General features: G+C 68.9%; 7 protein-coding genes. All 7 read right to left on the minus strand.

The window, feature by feature from the left end; translation table 11 throughout:
* Nucleotides 1–10 precede the first annotated feature (10 nt).
* A complete protein-coding gene (gene gspG / locus FHT26_RS16635; RefSeq protein ID WP_168561234.1) occupies nt 11–457 on the minus strand; it encodes a type II secretion system major pseudopilin GspG in 447 nt (148 codons plus the stop codon).
* A gap of 97 nt (nt 458–554) precedes the next feature.
* A complete protein-coding gene (locus FHT26_RS16640) occupies nt 555–1,082 on the minus strand; it encodes a glutaredoxin family protein (protein WP_168561235.1) in 528 nt (175 codons plus the stop codon).
* Between the two features lie 86 nt (nt 1,083–1,168).
* A complete protein-coding gene (locus FHT26_RS16645) occupies nt 1,169–5,134 on the minus strand; it encodes a hypothetical protein (protein ID WP_168561236.1) in 3,966 nt (1,321 codons plus the stop codon).
* A 10-nt stretch (nt 5,135–5,144) separates the two neighbouring features.
* On the minus strand, nt 5,145–5,600 hold the full coding sequence (locus tag FHT26_RS16650; RefSeq protein ID WP_168561237.1) for an ankyrin repeat domain-containing protein: 456 nt from the start codon (nt 5,598–5,600) through the stop codon (nt 5,145–5,147).
* Nucleotides 5,597–10,783 (minus strand): RHS repeat-associated core domain-containing protein, encoded by a 5,187-nt coding sequence (locus FHT26_RS29995; protein WP_246867960.1) that lies wholly within the window; start codon nt 10,781–10,783, stop codon nt 5,597–5,599. The genes FHT26_RS16650 and FHT26_RS29995 overlap by 4 nt, the downstream gene beginning before the upstream one ends.
* Entirely contained in the window at nt 10,774–17,058 is a 6,285-nt protein-coding gene (locus FHT26_RS16690; protein ID WP_168561238.1) for an Ig-like domain-containing protein, read from the minus strand. Before FHT26_RS16690 ends, FHT26_RS29995 begins: the two co-directional genes overlap by 10 nt.
* A gap of 58 nt (nt 17,059–17,116) precedes the next feature.
* Nucleotides 17,117–18,640 carry a hypothetical protein gene (locus tag FHT26_RS30380; protein WP_168561239.1) on the minus strand — a complete coding sequence of 508 codons (1,524 nt, stop codon included), beginning with the start codon at nt 18,638–18,640 and terminating at the stop codon, nt 17,117–17,119.
* Between the last annotated feature and the right edge of the window lie 64 nt (nt 18,641–18,704).

Genomic DNA, 18,704 nt, shown 5'->3' on the forward strand with positions numbered 1-18,704 from the left:
ACCCTGGTGCTCAGCGGTACGAGATGTCGGCCGCGTCGCCATCCCCGCCGGGCTGGCCGTCCTTGCCGTTGGACAGCAGGTCGAAATCCCCCCCTTGGCCGGGCGAGCGGTAGACGTACGGCGTGCCCCAGGGGTCGGGCGGCACGGCCTTCTGCAGGTAGGGGCCGGTCCACTTCGGCTCGTCGTTCGGCTTGACGACCAGCGCGTTCAGGCCCTGCTCGGTGGTCGGATAGTGGCCGGTGTCGAGCCGGTAGGCGTCGAGCGCGCGGCCCAGGCCCTCGATCTGTGCCTTGGCGGCGCCGCGCTCCGACTTGCCCAGCTGTGCGAAATAGCGCGGCCCGACATAGGCGGCAAGCAGGCCGATGATGACGATCACCACCAGCAGTTCCAGCAACGTGAACCCGCGCCGGTGCGACGCTGGCCGCAGTCCTCCACACTTTCTGACAGCTCTTCTCATTCTGGAAACCTCGAACCTCACCAGCCGGCAGTCTAGTGGGGAACTGCCTGCTTTCCGCACGGCAGCGGTGTTGGAGTCTTCACGCTGCGGCAGGACATCAAGGGCTCAGCAAGGCCAGGAACTGGTCGGAGTCGAAACCGTCTTTCATGTGGCGTCCGCGCACCACCAGGTAAGGCGTGCCGGTACCGCCGAAGCGGGTGAAATCCTGCACGCAGGCCGGGCTCACGCTCATGTTGCATTCGGTGAACGCGAAGCCGTTCTGGCTCAGCCATCCCTTGGCCTGCGCGCAGTAGACGCACTCGGTGGTCGAGTACATGAGCACCTCGTCGGCGCGCACGCCGGCGGCGAGGGCGTGGATCTTGTCGGCATCCAGGTCGCCGCTGCCGGCGGCGCCGAACGGCTGCATGCGGAACAGCGCGATCGCGATGGCGGGCACGATCAGCCAGCGCGCCCAAGCCAGGCCGCCGAGCAGTCGGCGGGCGAGGAAGAACAGCAGCAAACCGCCGAGGACATAGCCGGCCGCCTTGCCGCTGCGGTAGGCGGTGCTGCCGGAGTCCACCGCATGGCAAACGGCCGGCAGCAGGAGGATGGCGGCCGAAGCCGTGCGTGCGAGTCGATGTGTCATTCGATGGATCCTGCTTTCAATCTCTCCATGGTGCAGACCACCATTCACCTGGTTGCCCACCCATGCCCATGACGCCGCCATGCACCTCAGCGCTGGATCGTCACGCTCCAGACCGCCCAGCCCTTGATGCTGTTGGGCGGATTCAACAACAGCCGTGGCGCCAGGAAGGTGACGGTGTCGGCCGGCTTGGCGGTCTCGTTGGTGCCGATCGCGCCGATCTGGATCTGGTTGTCCGGTGCGGTGAAGCCGCTGGGCATGCCGCTCAGGATCGCCTGCACGCCGGTGACCGGTGCGCCGCTGTTGGAGAACTCGACCTTGATCACGTACTCGTAGCTCTTGGCCGCCAGCTGGCGGATGCTGACCAGCGAGTAGCCGCAGACGTGGATGTCCGGCGAACTGGTGCCGCTCGCGTTGTCGCCGCGGTCGGCATTGGTCACGTTCACCGGCCGGCCGACCAGCCCGATGTAGTTCGGGTCGTTCGACACCGCCGCGCCGAGCACCACCTGGTAGGTCTGCGCGCCGTCGAGCACGCAGTCGTCGCGCCCGGTGACGGTGGCGGTCTGCGCGCTGTTCCAGTTGGCCGGGGTGAAGGTGAACGACGGCGGGCTCACCGTGCCCTCGCGCGGGTTGTTCGACGCCACCGGGATCACGACGTCGGCCGCTGGCTGCCTGCCGAGCTTGACGGTGAAGGTCCTGGCGGTGCCGGTCTCGTTGGTGGCGAGGTTGTCGCCGGCCACCGTGATGACGCCGGTCTGCGCGGCCGGGGCGATCACCACCGAGCCGGCCGCATAGGCCCGGCCGATGCCCTTGGCGTCGTAGATCGCGGCATGCACGTAGTAGGTGCCGGTGGGCAGGCCCGTCACGTCCCACGCGTAGGTGCCCGATTGCGTGCCGGCCACCTGGCGCAGCCCGTCGACGATCAGCGTGCCGCCAAAGCCGGTCTTGCTGGTGCCGTAGTACAGCGCGATGGTCGGCTCGATGTTCGGGTCGGTGCCTTCCCAGCGCAGCGTCACCAGCTTGCGGTTGTCGACCAGCGTCGGCTGGACTGCGGTGGCCGGCGCCGTCACCTGGATGCTCGGATCCTGGTAGGGGCCGGTGCTCACATACAGCACGCTCGGTGCCGACCAAGCGCTGGCGGTGTCCCGCGGGTCGACCGCGCGCACGCGCCACCAGTGCGTGGTCTTGTCGGCCAGCGCCACCGGCACGATCCAGCCGGCGTTGGACGAGCTGCCGTCGATCACCTTGCTGGACAACGCGGCGTCGCGGTAGACCTCGAACTGGTAGCCGACGGCTTCGCCTTCCGGGTCGAGCACCGGGTTGGCTTCCAGGCTGGGCTGCAGGCTCGGCGTCCACGCGCCGTTGCCGGGGTTGCGCACCGTGGGCGCGGGCGGGGCTTCGTTGACGGCGCTGAACAGGAAGTCGCCGCCGGCCCAGGCCGATTCGGCGCGGCCGTCCTGCGCCTTGACGCGCCAGTAGTAGTGCTTGTTCTCGACCAGGTTGGCGGCCGGCCAGCTGGTGACCGCACCGGCACTCTGGATCACCTGACCCGAGCTGCGCTTGTCGCCGGAATCGAAGGTGTTGACGGTGTCGATCTCGAACACGTAGGTCAGCAGGTCGTTCTCGGCATCGCTGCTGTTCTGGATGCCCAGCAGCGTCGGCGAGACGGCGCTCTGGCTGCCGGGCAGCGGGCTCTGGATGACCGGCACCGACGGCGCGGTGTTGCCGGTGTTGACCAGGAACGGCCGCGCGAGGCTGGCCGTCTGCGCGCCCAGCGCGTCCCGTGCGGTGACGCGCCAGTAGTACGTGACGTGGTTGGACAGCGGCACGGCCACCGTCCAGCTGCTGGTGCCGCCGGCATCGCCCGGCAGGTCGGCCCCTTGCGTCACCAGCTCGGTCAGCGCGGCATTGCGGTAGACCGCCACCGCGTAGGTCAGCGCATCGCCATCCTTGTCGGCGCTGTTGGTCCAGCTCAGCACCGGCTGCAGCAGCGAGACCTCGGCATTCGGCGACGGGCTGGTCAGGTTGAAGCTGTCGGGCGCGTCGTTGAACAGGTTGACGAAGAAGCGGCCGTTGACCCAGGTGCTGTACATCTGCGTGCCGTCGTAGGCCCGCGCGCGCCACCAGTACGTGGTGTTGTCGTTCAGGTCGGCGGCCGGTTGCCAGCGGGTCGGCTGCGGCACGCTGCCGCCGCCGTTGCCGGGCAGCGGCGGCGCCTTGGCCACCAGCGCGCTCTCGACCAGCTGCGTCATCGCCTCGTCGCGGTACAGCTCGAACTGCAGCTGCGTGCTCGGGTCGGCCGGGTTGGTGGAGGCCTGCACCGCGAGGCTCGGCCGCAGGCTCGTCACCTGGCCGCCGGAGGCCGGCGTGTCGATGGTCGGCGTGCCGGGGCCGGGCGGCGGCGTGCTCGATTCGACCTTGATGCGCGCCGAGCGCGTGCCGGACAGCGTGCCGTCGTTGGCGGTGTAGGTGATCAGGTAGGTGCCGGCCGAGCCCTTGGGCGGGGTCCAGTCGAACAGCGCGCGCGCCAGCGTCGGCGCCTGCGGGTCGGCGGCCTGCGGCAGCAGGCGGGCGCCGGCCGGCAGCGGCGCGGCGCTGATCAGCAGCGGCAGGCCGGCGGCGCTGCTGGCCTCGACCAGGAAGGACACCTGCTGCTCTTCCTTGACCGTGTGGTCGGGGATGAACTGCAGCTGCGGCGGCGTGGCCGTGGGCAGCGGCGCCTTGAACTCGGTGTCGTAGCTCCCGGTGGTGTTGACGTCGAAGATGTTGACCCAGTACTCCCAGCGCTTGGCCTCGAGGTTGCGGGTCTTCGACAGCCAGGCGTTCTCGGGCAGCAGCTGCTTCGCGTCGGAGCGCTGCACCTGGCCCAGCGCCTTGGTGCCGTTGAACGGGTCGGGCAGCTTCAGCCAGGCGAAGCCCGAGGTGGCCGGGAACGTGATGCGGTAGCTCGCGTTGCCTGCCGGGTTGGTGCCGGCCGTCATCTGCGCGACGGCGCTGCGGTCGGTGACCAGCGTGTCGGGGCCGTCGGATTCGTAGATGCGCACGACGTCGCCGTCCTGCGCCAGGAAGTCGCGCACCATGTCGCGCCCCGGCAGGTCGACGCGCACGTCGCGGATCAGCAGGTGCGCGTTGGTGGCCTGCAGCAGCGAGGTCAGCGTGCCGCCCAGCTCGTCGGCATGGCTGAACTTGGCGGTGAACTCGGTGAACTTGCCGGCCAGCGTGGTCTCGAGCAGCCAGCGCCCGGTCTTGCTGGTGCCGGCGGCGATGTCGCCGAAGTTCAGCAGCAGCGTGTTCTGCGCCGGCGCGTCGTTGACGTAGCTGCCGGTCAGCGTGAAGTTGATCAGCAGGCCCTGGTTGTTCTCGACGATCTTCGGCTGCGCCGAATCGATCTTCAGGTTCTTCGCGGCGGCATAGCCGTTGTTCTTGACGCGCACGCCCAGCGTGGCCGGCTCGACCGCCTCGATCTCGGGGGTCAGCGGGTCGTCGCCGATCACGTCCTGCTGCAGGAAGTAGTCGAGCGTGAGCAGCGGCAGCGGCTTGACGGTGATGACGTCGGGCGAGATCTCGAGCACCGTGTCTTCGCCGCCGAAGCGGTACTTGAGGGTCGCGCCGACGAGGTACTTCTTGCCGAGCGGGCTGTTGCCGGCCGAGCCGGGCGCCGGGATCAGCAGCCAGTTGATGACGCTGGTGGTCTTGGGGTTGACGGTGCCGCTGCCGTCGACGTCGCCGATGTTCTGCTTGCCGGACAGGCGGATGAAGAACTTCGCCGAGGTGTCGTTCGGGTTGTCGGTGATGGCCACCGGCGTGCCGGCCTCGTCGGTGACCTTGACCACCACCGAGACGTTCTCGATCACGCCGCTGTCGGTGGTGTTGTTGATCTTCATCTCGGCGTCGAAGGCCTGGCGCTCGAGCGTGAGCTCCTGCTTGATCTCGATCTTGACGCGGGCGCAGACGGTTTCCTGGGCCAGGGCGGCGACCGGCAGCAGCAACGCGGCGGCAGCCGCGAGCCAGGCGGCGAGGCGGCGCGGCAGGGGGGCGGTGGTGGTGTGGTCCATCGTCGGTCGCTCAGTCAAGCAATTCCTGTGGCGTGACCCCGTGTTTGTTGGCGGTCGTCAGCGAGGCCCCATGGCGCACGAGGAGGTCGACGACCTCGGCAGACTCGTTGAAGGCTGCCGTCCAGAGCGGCGTATTGCCATTCGGATCGCGCGGCTCGATGGTCGCTCGACGTGCGATCAACAGCCCTGCCGCGTCAGGCCGGTTCTCCTGCGCCGCAAAATGCAGCGGCGACCAGCCGATGTCGTTGACAGCGTCGGGGTTCGCACCGCGGTCCAGCAGGACCTGCATCAACGGGATGTTGCCGAGGAAGGCAGCCCGTGTGAGCGGGGTGTTGCCGTCCAGGTCCAGGACGTCGACCGCCTCACCTGCATCGAGGGCCCGCACGGCCGCAGCCACGTCGCCGAGCTCCACGGCCATCAGCAAGGGGCTGGACTTCAGCGTGTGCCTACCGGTTTTCTTCGTCATGGCTTCTCGTGCTTGTGCGATCGGTTTTCATGCGGATCCTCCAGGTGGTACTTGTTCGGATCGTTCATGTGATCGTTGAAATCCTTCTGGCTCATGCCCTTGGCTTCCGCGGCTTCCTTCTCGCGCCAATGTTCGTGGCCCGGCTTGTGACCCCGGTCCGGCGTACCGTCGATGGGCTTGCCGGTGTGCGGATCGCGGGGGCGCCCGTCCTTGGTTCTCTTGGCCGCCTTGTCGATCGCGTCGCGTACCCACTTGCGGATGTAGGGGCGGCGCAGGCAGCCGTTGTGGACGAGTTCTCCATCCTCGCCGACGAAGTAGGTGTGGGCATTCGCGACCTCGATGTTGAATGCCGGCAACAGCTTCTGTTCGGTCCGGACGTCGACGATGGTCGCAGTTGTCTCGCCATCGCCGCCGTCCCCCTTCAACAGCAGCTTCCCCCCCCGCTTCAGCATCACCGCATCGCGCCAGCCTTCCGTCGTCCGGAATGGATGGCTGTCGGTCGCCGTCATCTGCTGCCCGTTGTCGAGGACCAGATGGACGAGCGTGCGCGGCATGTGGTTCGTCAGGAGGTCGGTCACCCGCTGGTAGCTCAGGCGTTCATCGCCTGCCGCGGCGAGCGTGTTCTCCTGCCATTCGGAGAACGCGAGCACTTCGTCGCCCACTCGCAGCTCGCTGATCGGGCGCAACTGCGACTTCCCTTGCACCGCATCCGATTCCGAGGCGCCCGCGGGTCGGACATGGACCAGCGTGTCGCCGGGGAAGCTGTTGAGCGCGCAAGGCAGGCGATCCCAGAGTTTCTTGCCGTACTTCCAGATCTTCTTGGCGGCCCAGCCCAGCCCGAGCGTCAGCGCGCAATCCTTGGCGCATTCCTTGACGGTGTCCGCCACGTCATTGCATTCGCCCGTCAGGATCTTCTCGCCCGTGTCCAGCAGCGCGCACTCGGCCGTGCAGGCCGCGATCATCTCGGCGGCACCTTCCACGGCGGCCACCACGGCAGGAAGGATCTCGCCGGTGGGATCGGTCAGGTTGAGAGGGTTGGCCTCGACATAGCGGTAGCGGTTGTCACCGCCCGCGAGGCCGATCGGATCCTGCGTGATGTAGCGTCCGGTCGAGGGGTCGTAGTAACGCCGGTAGTTGTAGTGAAGGCCGGTCTCCGGATCCTCCACCTGCCCCGGCAGGCGCAGCACTGACACGATGGTCGGGCGCTCCGGGGTCGCGGCCGGAGTCGTGATGGTGGCCTTGCCGAAGGCGTTGTAGCTGGCAGCCCATACGACGTTTCCGGCGCGGTCGGTTGCCTGGATCGGCGTGCCCAGCTGGTCGTGGTGATAGTAGGCGACGGTGTCCGATCCGTTGCTGTTTCGGGCCTTGACGAACAGCATGCCCGTCGTGAACTCGGCGTCGGGACGTGGGCCGTACTGCGCGATCAGGGCCGGTGCGCCGAGCACCGTGACGCTGCCGTCGCCCGCCAGCGCGATGTCCTGCTGGCTCTCGGCGATCAGGCCTTCGTCCGCGTAGAGGTAGTAACTCCGCCTGGCGGGGTTCATTGCCACACCGTCGCGCGTGCGGTACTGCTCGCGCCACGCACGGCGGTCCATCGGGTCGTATCCATAGCGGGCGACCAGGCGTCCCGCGCCGTCCCTGACCTCGCTCAGGCGGTTCTGTGCGTCGTGCACGAACTGCGTCACCACACCGCCCGACTCCGCGACCTGGGTCAGGTTTCCTGCGTCGTCATAGTCGTAGTTCGTGGCATTGGCACCGGTGCCGCGCTGCAGCAGCCGATTGTTCTTGTCGTAGGTCCAGGCACCGTTCACCTGGCTGTGCGCAATGCGGTTGCCCACGGCATCGAGCGTGAAGTTCTCGGTCTCGGTCCCGAAGGCACTGCCGGCATCGGTCGACGTCTGGGTCAGGCGGGTCTCGTCGTCATAGGCATGCGAGCTGTTGCGGGTCGTGCTGACGCCGTCGACAGTGTCCGTGCGACTGCTGCTCTTGAGTTCCTGCACCTTGCCGAACGTGTTGGCCACGCTCAGGATCGTCTGCTGGCCTGGGGTCTTCACCTTCAGGCCTTCGAGCTGCAGCAGGCCATCGAGCGTTCGCTCCTGGACACTGCCGCCCGGCAGCGTCACCTTCGCCGGTGCGATCCACTTGAACTCGTTGACGCTGATGCTGCCTTCCCCGGGAATGGTCACGTCCTGCAACTCGGCATGCCCGCTGTAGGCATAGCCGATGTCCGTTCCGTCCGGCCACGTCAGCCGCGTCTTGTAGCCCGCGGCGCTGTACGCATAGCCATAGCTCAGCGTGTAGGTGCCACCGTCTGGCGTCGGGTAGCTGACGGTCTGGGCGGTGAGCCGGCTGTCGTCGTCGAAGGTGGACGACGACGCGGTGTTCTGCTGGCCCACGGGACGCGTGAGGTCGGTGTCCGTCCACCCCTTAAGGTTGTCCGAATCGTCCCAGGTGTAGTGGGTTCTGCGCACCTGCACGCCCGCCGCATTGAACTGGCCGACATCGGTCAGCCGGTTCACGGCGTCGTATTCGTAGGTGGCCTTGTTGCCGTTCGGATCGACCCGTTCGGCCAGGTTGCCCGCGTCGTCGTAGTTCAGCACGCTCGTCTGTCCGAGCGGCAGGATCTCCTTGACGACCTGATCGTTGCGGTCGTATTCAAAGCGGCTCGTGTTGCCCTTGGCATCCGTGATCTGCAGCAGGTTGCCCCGAACGTCGTACTGGGCATGCGTCTTGTTGCCGAGGCTGTCGGTCGTGGTGGTCAACCGCCCGATCACGTCGTAGTCATAGAAGCGCGTCTTGCCGTTGGAATCGGTATCGCTCTTCACCTGTCCACGGACGTCGTACTCGGTCGCGCTGACAAGGCCTTCGGTCCCGGCAGTGCCGGGGTTCAGGACCGTCCCGCTGGTCGGCCGTTCGCGCGCGTCGTAGCGCACCCGTTGCGTGAAGGTCGGGTACTTGACTTCGGTGGGATCCTCCAGCGATCCGATCTGGCCCGCCTGCGATCCGTCGGCAATGCGGTAGCTGAACTGCGTCGCGTTGCCCAGCGGGTCGGTGTGCCGGGTCAACCGCAGCAGGTTGTCAAACTCGTAGGCCGTGGTTCGGCCGTCTTCATCGGTGGTGCGGATCGGCAAGCCTTGCGCGTCGTACTGGATCTTGTATTCGCCGCTGACCGGGCTGGTGAACTGCGTCACACGGCTCATGCTGTCGTAGGCCCGCCGAGCCACCTTGCCTCGGCCGTCGGTCTCGCTCAACGGATTGCCCAGCTTGTCGTACGAAAGGGCGATCACACGGGCCAGCGCGTCGGTGACCTTGACCAGATTGCCGTCCGGATCCAGCTCGAAACTCGTCGCATGGCCTCTCGGATCGGTGTACGAGATCAGGCGGCCCGCGCGGTCGTAGACGTATTGGTGAACATGCCCCTCTGCGTCGGTGATCTTCTTGAGCAATCCCCGCGCATCGAACTCCGACTGCCACACGGCGTCCGCCGTCACGACCCCGTTTGCCTCCGTACGGCCCTTGCGCGTCGTGCGGATTGCCTGGCCGAGGGCATTGCGCTCGTACTCGATCACGGTTTCCTGCGAGGTGCCGACGGCCTCCGTCAGCTTGAGCAGGTTGCCTCGCACGTCGCGCAAATAAGCCGTCCTGACGCCGGCCTCATCGACGTTCTCGGTGACGGCCAGATTCAACGCCGAGTAGCTGTACTTACGGCTGGTGCCGTCGGGATTGAGCACCTCCACCGGCTGGTCGAACTCGTTGCGCGTGGTGCGCGTCGTGAAGCCGCGCGCATTCGTCACCGTCTCGGCGCGCGCTCCGGTGTCGTAGCGCACTTCGACATCGACCTGCCCGTTGTACAACCGCCGCACCAGCTTGCCCACGCGGTTCTGCGTGATGTCCTCGACGCGCCGGCCGGCTGGCGTTTCCGGCCCGGTGATCTTGCTGACGAACTGCTTGTTGGCGTCGTCGTAGTCGAACTCGTAGTCGGTCACCCCGCCGTCCGGCGCGGTGCGCTTCTTCACCGTCTCGCCCGCATAGAGCAGCGTCTCGGCATGCCCTTCCTGGTCGGTGATCTTGACGATGTGGTTGCCGATGTCGTACTCGTACTTCACCACGTTGCCGCGCACGTCGGTCACCTGCACCAGCCGGTTGCGCTCGTCGTAGGCGTACTTCACCGAGCGCGCGGGCAGGTCCTGAGCCAAGCCGGCCACCGGGTAGTCGCGCACCTCGGTGATCAGCTCGCCGGTGTAGTGCAGCGTCAGCAGCACCCGCCCTGCCGCATCCACCACGCCGCGCAGCGTGCCGCCCGCATCGCGCACCAGCCACACCGCGTTGTCATTGCGATCGCCGTAGGCCACCACCTGGCCCTGCGTGTTGTAGTCGATCCACGCGCCGCTGCGGTCGATCCAGCGGTAGCCCTTGTCGTTGGCCACCGGCGCCGGCGCGACCTGCCCGCTCGCCAGCTGTGCCACCGATGCCGGCGCCTGCTGGCGCACCGCGCGCTTCTCCAGCACCGTGCGGTTGTTGAACGAGTAGCGCCCGTTGTCGCCCAGGTGCAGCTCGTTGATGCGGCGAATGCCCTCCATCGACACCGCACCGCTCGCACCGCTGCTGCCTGCGCACAGGCTCGCGTAGTCGACGCTGACGCGCATGCCCGGCGCGTAGTCGCTGCCGGCTTCCGGCATCACGCGGTTGAACGGCGTGCTGCGCAGCGGGATCAGCGGCCCGGCGTCGCGCAGGCCCGTGCTGACCTCGATCACCGCGGAGTAGGTGGGCTGCCAGTCCTCGTCGACCCACACCCAGCAGCCCTCGCCACCGCCGCCGCTCATGCTGACCGAACCCGCGCTGCGCGGCGCCGGCGTGTCCAGCACCACGCCGGATCCGTCGCTGTTGCCCGAGGCCAGACTGCCGCTCGAATCCTGCGTCTGGCTGCCGGTCAGGTTGCTCCAGCTCTGCGACAGGCTCTCCCATTGCGGGTTGAACTTCCACTCCTGCCCGTTCCACGAGCGCGTCCAGCGCACCGGCCCGGCCGTGCTGCGCAGTTCCAGGTCTTGCGCGTTCAGGTTGGCGTAGCCGTTCGGCGAGGTCACCACCAGGCCGTTGCGGCTGTCCTCGGCCTGCGCCGGTGCCAGCGCCGCCAGCGCAAGCCACGCCCCCAGGGCGAACGAGAGGTTGCGGCTCAATCGCATTGCGTTCCACCCTTGGGAATAAACACGCACTTCTTGCCCTTCATCTTGATCGGCGTGCTGGCACCGGCGCCACCCCAGCCGCCGCCACCCCCACCGCCGCCCCCGCCGCCACCACCCCCGCCCCCGCCACCACCACCGGCCGGGCACGAGCTGTTGCTGACGGAGAACCACGACATCGCCGAGCCGCAGCTGGACTGCTGCCCGTTCGCGCACTGGAACTTGCACGCCACCGAGAACTGGCTGCTGTAGCTGTAGCACCCGCCCCCGCTCGCCGCGCCGCTGCTCGCCGCCACATCGAGCGGCTGCAACGCCACCACGCGGTACGGGATCGTCACGCGCTGCTTTGCTTCCAGCGAGGTCGGCACGTCGACCAGGAACTCGTAGCGGAAGAAGGCGTCGCTGGCCGGCAGGGTGCGCACCACGCTGTCGGCGCGCACCAGCCCGAAGTTGGTCAGGCTCAGCTCGCCGTAGTACACGTCGCCGGCGTTCATCTTCGGCAGGTTCACGCTCGCCGGCTGCAGCACCACCACGGCGGCCGGCACGTCGGTCTCGAAGGTCGCGTTCAGCGTGATGTCGTAGCGGTCCTGGATGGTGATCTCGCGCACGCTCCACTCGACCGTGATCAGGTTGTAGTCGAGGAAGACCGACTGGTTGAACGTGATGCCCGGCTTGACGATCAGCCGCCCACCGATCTCCTGGTGGTTGGCCGCCGTCGCGCGGAACTTGTAGCGGCCCGCCGGCAGGTTCTGGAACAGCGCCTCGCCGACCGCATCGGTCAGCAGTTCCTGCGTCACCGTCACCACGTCCTCGTTCTGCACCGCGATGCGCGCCCCCGCCAGGCCCGGGATCAGGTGGCCCTGCTTGTCGACGGTGGCGGTGTAGAGGTCGGCCGCCTTGAACAGCACGTTGCCCTGTCCGCTCTGCGTGACGCTCGCGTAGACGTTCAGCGATTGCGTCGCGACGTTGTCGCCCTGCACGTTCAGCCGGAACTCGTACACACCCTCGGCCAGCGTGGACGGCGGCGTGAACGCGACGTCGACCGAGCGCTTGTCGCCCACCGCCATCGTGCCGTCGGCGCGGCTGGCGATCGACACCCAGGCCGGTGCCGCGGAGCCATCGGGCTTCGTCAGCGTGAAGCGCAGGTTCAGCGCCTCCTGCAGGCCCTTGTTCTCGACCAGCACCGATTCGGTCTCGCTGCCGCCCTGCGCCAGCCCGGTCTCGACGAAGCTCGGGCTCGCGGTCAGGAACGGCTTGGCCTCGGACAGCGTGTAGTTCACCGTCACCTGCCCGATCGGCGTGAGCGGGTGCTCGTCGCTGACCACGTTGAAGATCAGCGAGCCGCTCGGTTGCGCGTCGTTGTTGGCGACGAAGCTGACCGGCACGTTCAGCCGCTGGCGCTCGGCGAGCGTCACCGGCGCCGGCAGCTGCACCGTGATGCCCGCCGGCAGCTGGCCGGTCGGCTGGCTGGCCGCATCCAGCGTCAGCCGCAGGTTGGCCGCCGAGGTGCCCGGCCCGGCCTGCGCGAAGAACGGGATGCTGAACGCGTAGCTGCGCGGCACGTCCAGCTTGTACGGCGTCGGGCCGACGGTCACGCGGTTGATCGTGAAGGCCTTCTGCTCCGGCCGGTCGGTGATCTCCGGGTGCACCGCCGACACCTTGTACAGCCCGGAGTCGGTCAGCGTCGGCTTGAAGACGTAGGCGAACTGCCCGCCGCCGTCGGTCAGCACGCTGAACACGCGCTCGAAGCCCTGCTGGTTCAGCACCAGCTTCAGGCGCGTGTTGGGCAGCGGCACGTTGCCTCGGCGGTCGAGCGCGCGGCCGGTGATGGTGATGTCCTGGTCGCCGAACGAGCTGATCGGGTTGACGTCGGTCACCTCGCCGTAATAGGCGGTGTCGAGCAGCGACACGCCCTTCTCGGTGCCGCGCCCGGCGATGCTGACTTCGTCGTCCTGGCCGGTGTGGTAGCGCAGCTTGTCGACCTCCAGCCGCACCGCGATGTTGTTCGGGCTGCCGGCCGGCACGTTCAGGCTGAAGCTGTCCGAGGTGTAGCTCGAACCCGCCGCGATGCGCGCCACCGTGAGCCCGTTGGTCAGCGTCAGCACGTTGGCACCGAGTGCCTGCTTGTAGGCCTGCGTCGCCAGCACGTTGCCGTCGCCGTCGACGATCTTGAAGCGCAGTTCGGACGAGTCGTTGTTGCCGCCGTTGGTGGCGGTCAGCAGCTCGACGTCGACCTCGCTGGTGTTCTCGATCGTCAGGCGCAGCTTGCCGGTGCCGCCGCGGGTGAACTCCTCGGTCGCCATGCCGACGACCAGGCTGCCGTCGACGACGTCCAGGCCCTCGTTGCGGCTCAGCTTGACCACCTCGCCATCCTCCGGCGCGATCTCGACGCCCACCTGGCCGGCCGCCAGCGACGGCATGTCGCCGTAGCCGCCGACGATCACCGGCACCAGGCGCGTCTCGTTGGCGGCCAGCGTGAACGGCTCGGACCGGTGGTCCTTGAACTGCGTCGAATCCTTGTTGACCGGCACGCGCACCACGGCACGCACGCCCGCCAGCACGCCGGCCGAGGTGTTGGCCACCTGCACCTGCAGCTTGTTCATCACGCCGCGCTTGAGCGGCAGCCCGCCGGCCAGCTGCGTGCCCACCGCCGGCAGCAGCACGACACGCGGCAGCTCGACGCCATTGGCATCGACCGTCGCCACCGTGTAGCGGCGCTCGCCGCTGGTGTAGCCGGTGTCGGTGAAGCGTGTCGCCGTGGTCGGGCTGGAGGTGAGGCGCACGCGGCTCGCCTCCGGGCCCACGTAGACGTGGTAGCCGGCGACGCCGCCGTTCGGCGCAGTCCAGCTCAGCACCGGCAGCTCGTTGCCCAGTTGCTCCACCTTCAGGTCGCGCACCGGCAGCAGGCTGGCGTTCAGGTAGGCCGAGTTCGAGATCGCCGATTCGTTGCCGGCCGCATCGACCGCGGTCACCACATAGGCGCCTTGCGACGGCGACGGGCTGGTGTCGTAGGTCACCGGGTTCTTGATGCGCGTCTTCAGCGGCACCAGGCCCTCGATGCTGCCGATGCTGGTGCCCGACGCGCGGTACAGGTTGTAGTAGTCGACCGTGCTGGAGAGCGGCGGCTGCCAGCTGGCATAGATGCCCTGGCCGGTGAGCTGCAACGCGAGGTTCTGCGGCGCGCCCGGCGCGGTCGCGCTGGTCACCACCTCGACCGCGGCGCTCTGGCCCGACACCGACTCCTGGCCGTTGGACTGCCGCACCGACGCCACGGCGTAGCGGTACGTGCCGTCCTGCGGCGTCTGGTCGATCAGGTCGACCCCGCCGGCGCGCACCAGCGGCTGCAGCTCGGCCTGGCCCGGGCCCTGGCGGTACAGCTGGTAGCTGGCCGCGCCGTCGACCGCCTGCCAGTTCAGCTTGACCTTGCCACCCGGCTGCGCCTTGGCCGCGAAGCCGAACGGCACGTTCAGCGGCGGCAGGTTGCCCTGGTAGACCTGGAAGCGGTTGAAGGCCGTGACCTTGTTCGACACGTTGTCCAGGTCGTCGATGGCCTGGCTGCTGAAGACCAGCGTCTCCGGCCCGGCCTGGCCACCGTCCGACGGCAGCGTGAACGAGGCCTGCCAGGTGGTGGCATTGACCTGCGTCAGCGCTCCCACCGCGATCGGCGAGCGCACCGGGCCCGACAGCAGGTAGCTGACTTGCGGCGTCGCGCCGTTCTTCGGTGTCTTGCTGAAGCTGAAGCTCGCCTGCAGCACCGGTGCGCCGTCGTTCTTGATCGGCGACGACGGCGTCAGCACGATGCCCGACAGCGCCGGGCCTTCGGTGTCGATGCGCAGCGTCGCGCCGGCATCGACGTCGGTGCCGCGGTTGCCGACCAGGTCGCGTGCCGAGAACAGCGCATTGGCGACGCCCGACGCGGTGTTGGCGTCGACGACGATGCTGCCCGCGTAGGTCCTGTCGCCGGTCTTCGCCAGCTCCACCGGCAGCGGCGTGCCGCCCTGCGGCACGATCGACAGGTACGGCGTGGCCTGCAAGGCCTCGGTGACGGTGACGACCAGGTTGACCCGGCCCTGCCCGATGCGGCCGGTGGCGGCATCGACCTTGCCGAGCGGCGTGTAGACGATGGAGACGGCCTTCGGCGCGGTGCTGTCGGACAGCGCCTGCACCTGGTTGGTCGGCAGCGACGGCGTGCCGGCGGCATTCACCGCGACGACGCGGTAGTACCAGGTGCCGTCCTGCACCGGCAGGTCGTCGACCGTGGTCGCCGTCAGCAGGCCGGCATTCACCTTGACCGCCTCGCCGATGCCGGTGAAGGCGTTGGCGGCACGGTACAGGTCGTAGCCGGTCGCGTTCGGGTCGGTGGAGCGCGTCCACGACAGGCGCACCTTGCCCTGCGGCTGCGCGAGCGCCGTCAGGTTGGCCGGGCTGGCCGGCACGGTGACGTCCAGCGTCACGAGCAAGGCCGCGGAGGGCGCGCTGGTGCCCCACTGATCGGTCGCGGTCGCGCGGATCTGGTTGCTGCCGGCGACCAGCGTCAGCGGGCCGCTGAAGCGCCCGTCGCTGCCGGCGACGATCGCGGCACCGGCCGGCTGGCCGTTGAGCGCGAGCTGCACGCTGGCGCCCGCGGCGGCCGTGCCGCTGACGACGGCATCGGCGCTGCGCGTGGTGCTGCCGCTGGCCGGGCTGGCAAGCTGCGGTGCGTCGGGCACCGCATGCGCCACGGTCACGCTGTAGCTGGTCGTGCTGACATTGCCCACCGAATCGGTGGCGCGCAGGCTCAGTGTGTGCGCGCCGTTGGCGACGTCGGCCAGGCTGAACGGCACGCTGTAGCTGCCCGAGCCGCTGGCGGTGCCGACCACCGCGCCGTCGAGCAGCAGCTCGATGCGCGAGATGCCGCTGCGGTCGCTGGCGCTGAAGGTGATGGTGGTGTTGCGCGCGAAGCTCGCGCCATTGGCGAGCGCGCTGCCGCCGGCCGCGACGGCGGCCAGCTGCGGGCCTTCGAGGTCGGGCTGGACCGGTGCGCGCGACAGCGTCACCGCGCGGCCCAGCTCGGCGCTGCGGCCGGCCTGGTCGAGCGCGACGACGCGGAAGCTGTGGCTGCCGTCGGTGCTGGTGTCGGTGTTCCAGGCGTAGGTGTAGGGGGTGGCGGTGCGCGTCGCGACGAGCTGCTCGTCGAGGTAGAAGCGCACGCTGGCCACGCCGGAAGCATCGCTCGCGCTGGCCTCGACGGTGATGGGGCCGCTGACGATGCTGCCCGGGGCCGGGTTGTTGATCGACAACACCGGCGCCTGCGTGTCGACCAGCACGCCGCCCGACAGCGAGGCGCTGGTCACGGTGCCCGCCGCGTTGCGGAACTGGACGCTGACCGGCTTCTGGCCGTCGCCGTCCGACAGCGTGAAGTCGACGGTCGCGCGGCCGTTGACCAACGGTTGGAACAGGGTGCCGGCGAAGGCGGTGCCTTCGGCGATGCGGAATTCGGTGGCGTTGATGCAGGCCACGTCGAACGTGATGGTGCGGCCTTCGTAGAACGGCAGCGGGCTCGCGAGCCGCACCGACGGTGCGATCAGCGGCGCGAGCGCCAGCGGGTTGGCGTAGTTGACGCCGGCGGACACCGCGTCGCCCTGGCCCTGCGGATTGCCCGCCGCGTCCTTCGGGCCGCTCGGGTGGCCCCACCAGTTGCCGGTGGCCTGGATCAGCGTGGCCGGCGTGCGGTTCAGGATCGCCTGCGTGGTGTTGCCGGCGAATTGCGTGCTGCCGATGACGGGCGCGCTGTTGCCGTCGGCGTCCAGGCCGATCGCGTTGCGCAGGAAGCTGGACCCGGTGATGGCCGGCGAGGCGCCGTCGAGCAGGCGCAGGCCGGTCGTGCCGTCCATCACCTGCAGGTACTCGAGGCCGGGGTTGAAGCCGCGCAGCGTCACCGCCGCGCCGGCCTCGCCACCGCCCGCGTAACGCAGTGTCCAGTCGCTCAGCGACAGGGCACCGAAGGCGGCCGCGGATTTCTCGATGCGCAGCCCCCGCCAGTCGCCCGCCGCCGGCACCTGCGGCGCGGCATTGGCCTGGCCGCCGTTGGCATCGTCCTTCTGGCTGGTCAGCACCACCCCCTTGCCGGCGGTCAGCTTGTCGCGCAGCACCAGCTGCGCATCGCCGCCGAACTTGATGACGACACCGTCGTCGACGACCAGCTCGGCCGATCGCGTCGAGACCGCACTGACCGCCAGCGCGACGGTCGTCAGCGTGGCGAGCACACGCCGCGCGGTGGTGTTGGCCTCTGTCGTCATCATGGTCCTGTGGAAACCAGTGGGGGGTCGGCGATGGGTCGTGGCTGCGGGATGGACGTCAGCCGCGGAAGCCGGCGGCGCGCAGCGCGGCGTACGAGACGTCGTAGGCCTTGCCACTGGCAGTCAGCAGCCGGGCGGTCGCCTCGCCGACCATCGACACCGTGACCTCGACCTTCTCGACCTGCTCGTTGTGCGCGAAGCGCGACAGGTCGAGCGTGCCGGCCACGACCACGGTGTAGGTGGTGGTCGCCTGCAGCGTGCTCGGGCCCGACGGAAGCGTCACCGACACTGACGCGTTGCCGCTCGCGCTGCTGCCGGTGATGGCCGGGCTGAGTGCCTCGGTGGCCTGGCCATAGGCCGGCACGACGCGCAGCAGCACGGTGTTGCCCACCGGTACGTTGACGGTCTGGAACACGACATCGATGGGGCCGGTGGTCGTGGCCGGCAGCGTCACGTCGGCATTGCCGGTCGGGTTGGCCGGCACTGCGGTGCCGGCGACCGACGCGATGCGCAGGCTCGGGGCTTCGGCGATGAAGACCGGACCGGGGACGTCGGCGACGAAAGCCGGGCTCGCGCTGCCCGAGTATGTGATGGCCTCGCCTTCGATGCGGATGCGGCCGGCGGAGCCGCCGAACTGGCCGCTATACCCGGTGGCCAGGCAGTTCTGCCGCGGCTGGTTGCTGTTGTTGATGCAACCGCCGTCGGCCAACAGGCTGCCGTTGCCCGACACCGTCGTGCCGACGAGACGGATCGCGCCGCCCGAACCGCCGGCACCGTTGCCCCCTGCACCGGCGCCCGCCAGCCCGCCGCCGTCGCCGCCACGGGCGTTGATGCTCCCGGTCAGCTGCAGCACCCCCGACGAGGCGATCAGGATCGCACCACCACCGCCGCCGCCGCCTGCGCCCGGGAAGGCGGTTCCCCCCCGGCCGCCGCCACCGCCCGACCCGCCCAGCAAGGGCTGCAGCAACGGCGAGCCGTAGGCCTTCGCGAACACGGTGATCGTCGATGCCGCGCACTGGTAGCCGGCGCCACCCGCCTGGTAGGCGTTCGTCGCGTAGCCGCCGCCGGTGCCGAAGTAGTGGTAATAGCCGATGGCGTTGCAGCCATCGCCGCCCTCCAGTCCGCCCAGGCCGCCGCCCGGGCCGAGCCCGCTGCCGCCGCGGATGATGTCGACCCGCTGCTGAAGGTCGTCGCGTCCGCCGCGCCCACCGTCATAGCCGCCGGGACCGCCCGCGCCGGGGATGGCGTCGTCGCCCTGCGCGCCGTCGCCGTACGTGCCGGTCGCCGTCGCATCGCCGCCTCGGATGTCGATCGTGCCGGCGATCGTCACGTTGCCGCTGGCCAGGACGAACACCGGCGTGTTGGCGGTGTTCTTCTTGAACTTGACCGTGACGCCGGCCGGGATGTTGACCGTCGTGTAATTCAGGATGCCCGATTCGGGCAGCTGGATCTCGGTGTTGACGGTCGGGTTCAGCGCACCGTCGGCACCGGTGCTGCCGCTGTTGAAGGCCGCCTGCGCCGAGGCTGCCGCCAGCGCCGCCAGCACGAAGGCGGCCTGCGGCTTGAAGGTGGAAAGTTTCATGGAGGGGCTCCTCGAAGCAGGGTGAACGACGGGACGTGAAGAAAGGAAGAAGGACATGGGTGCT

The sequence above is a fragment of the Rhizobacter sp. SG703 genome, assembly GCF_012275445.1.
In the GTDB taxonomy this organism is placed as follows: Bacteria; Pseudomonadota; Gammaproteobacteria; order Burkholderiales; family Burkholderiaceae_C; genus Rhizobacter.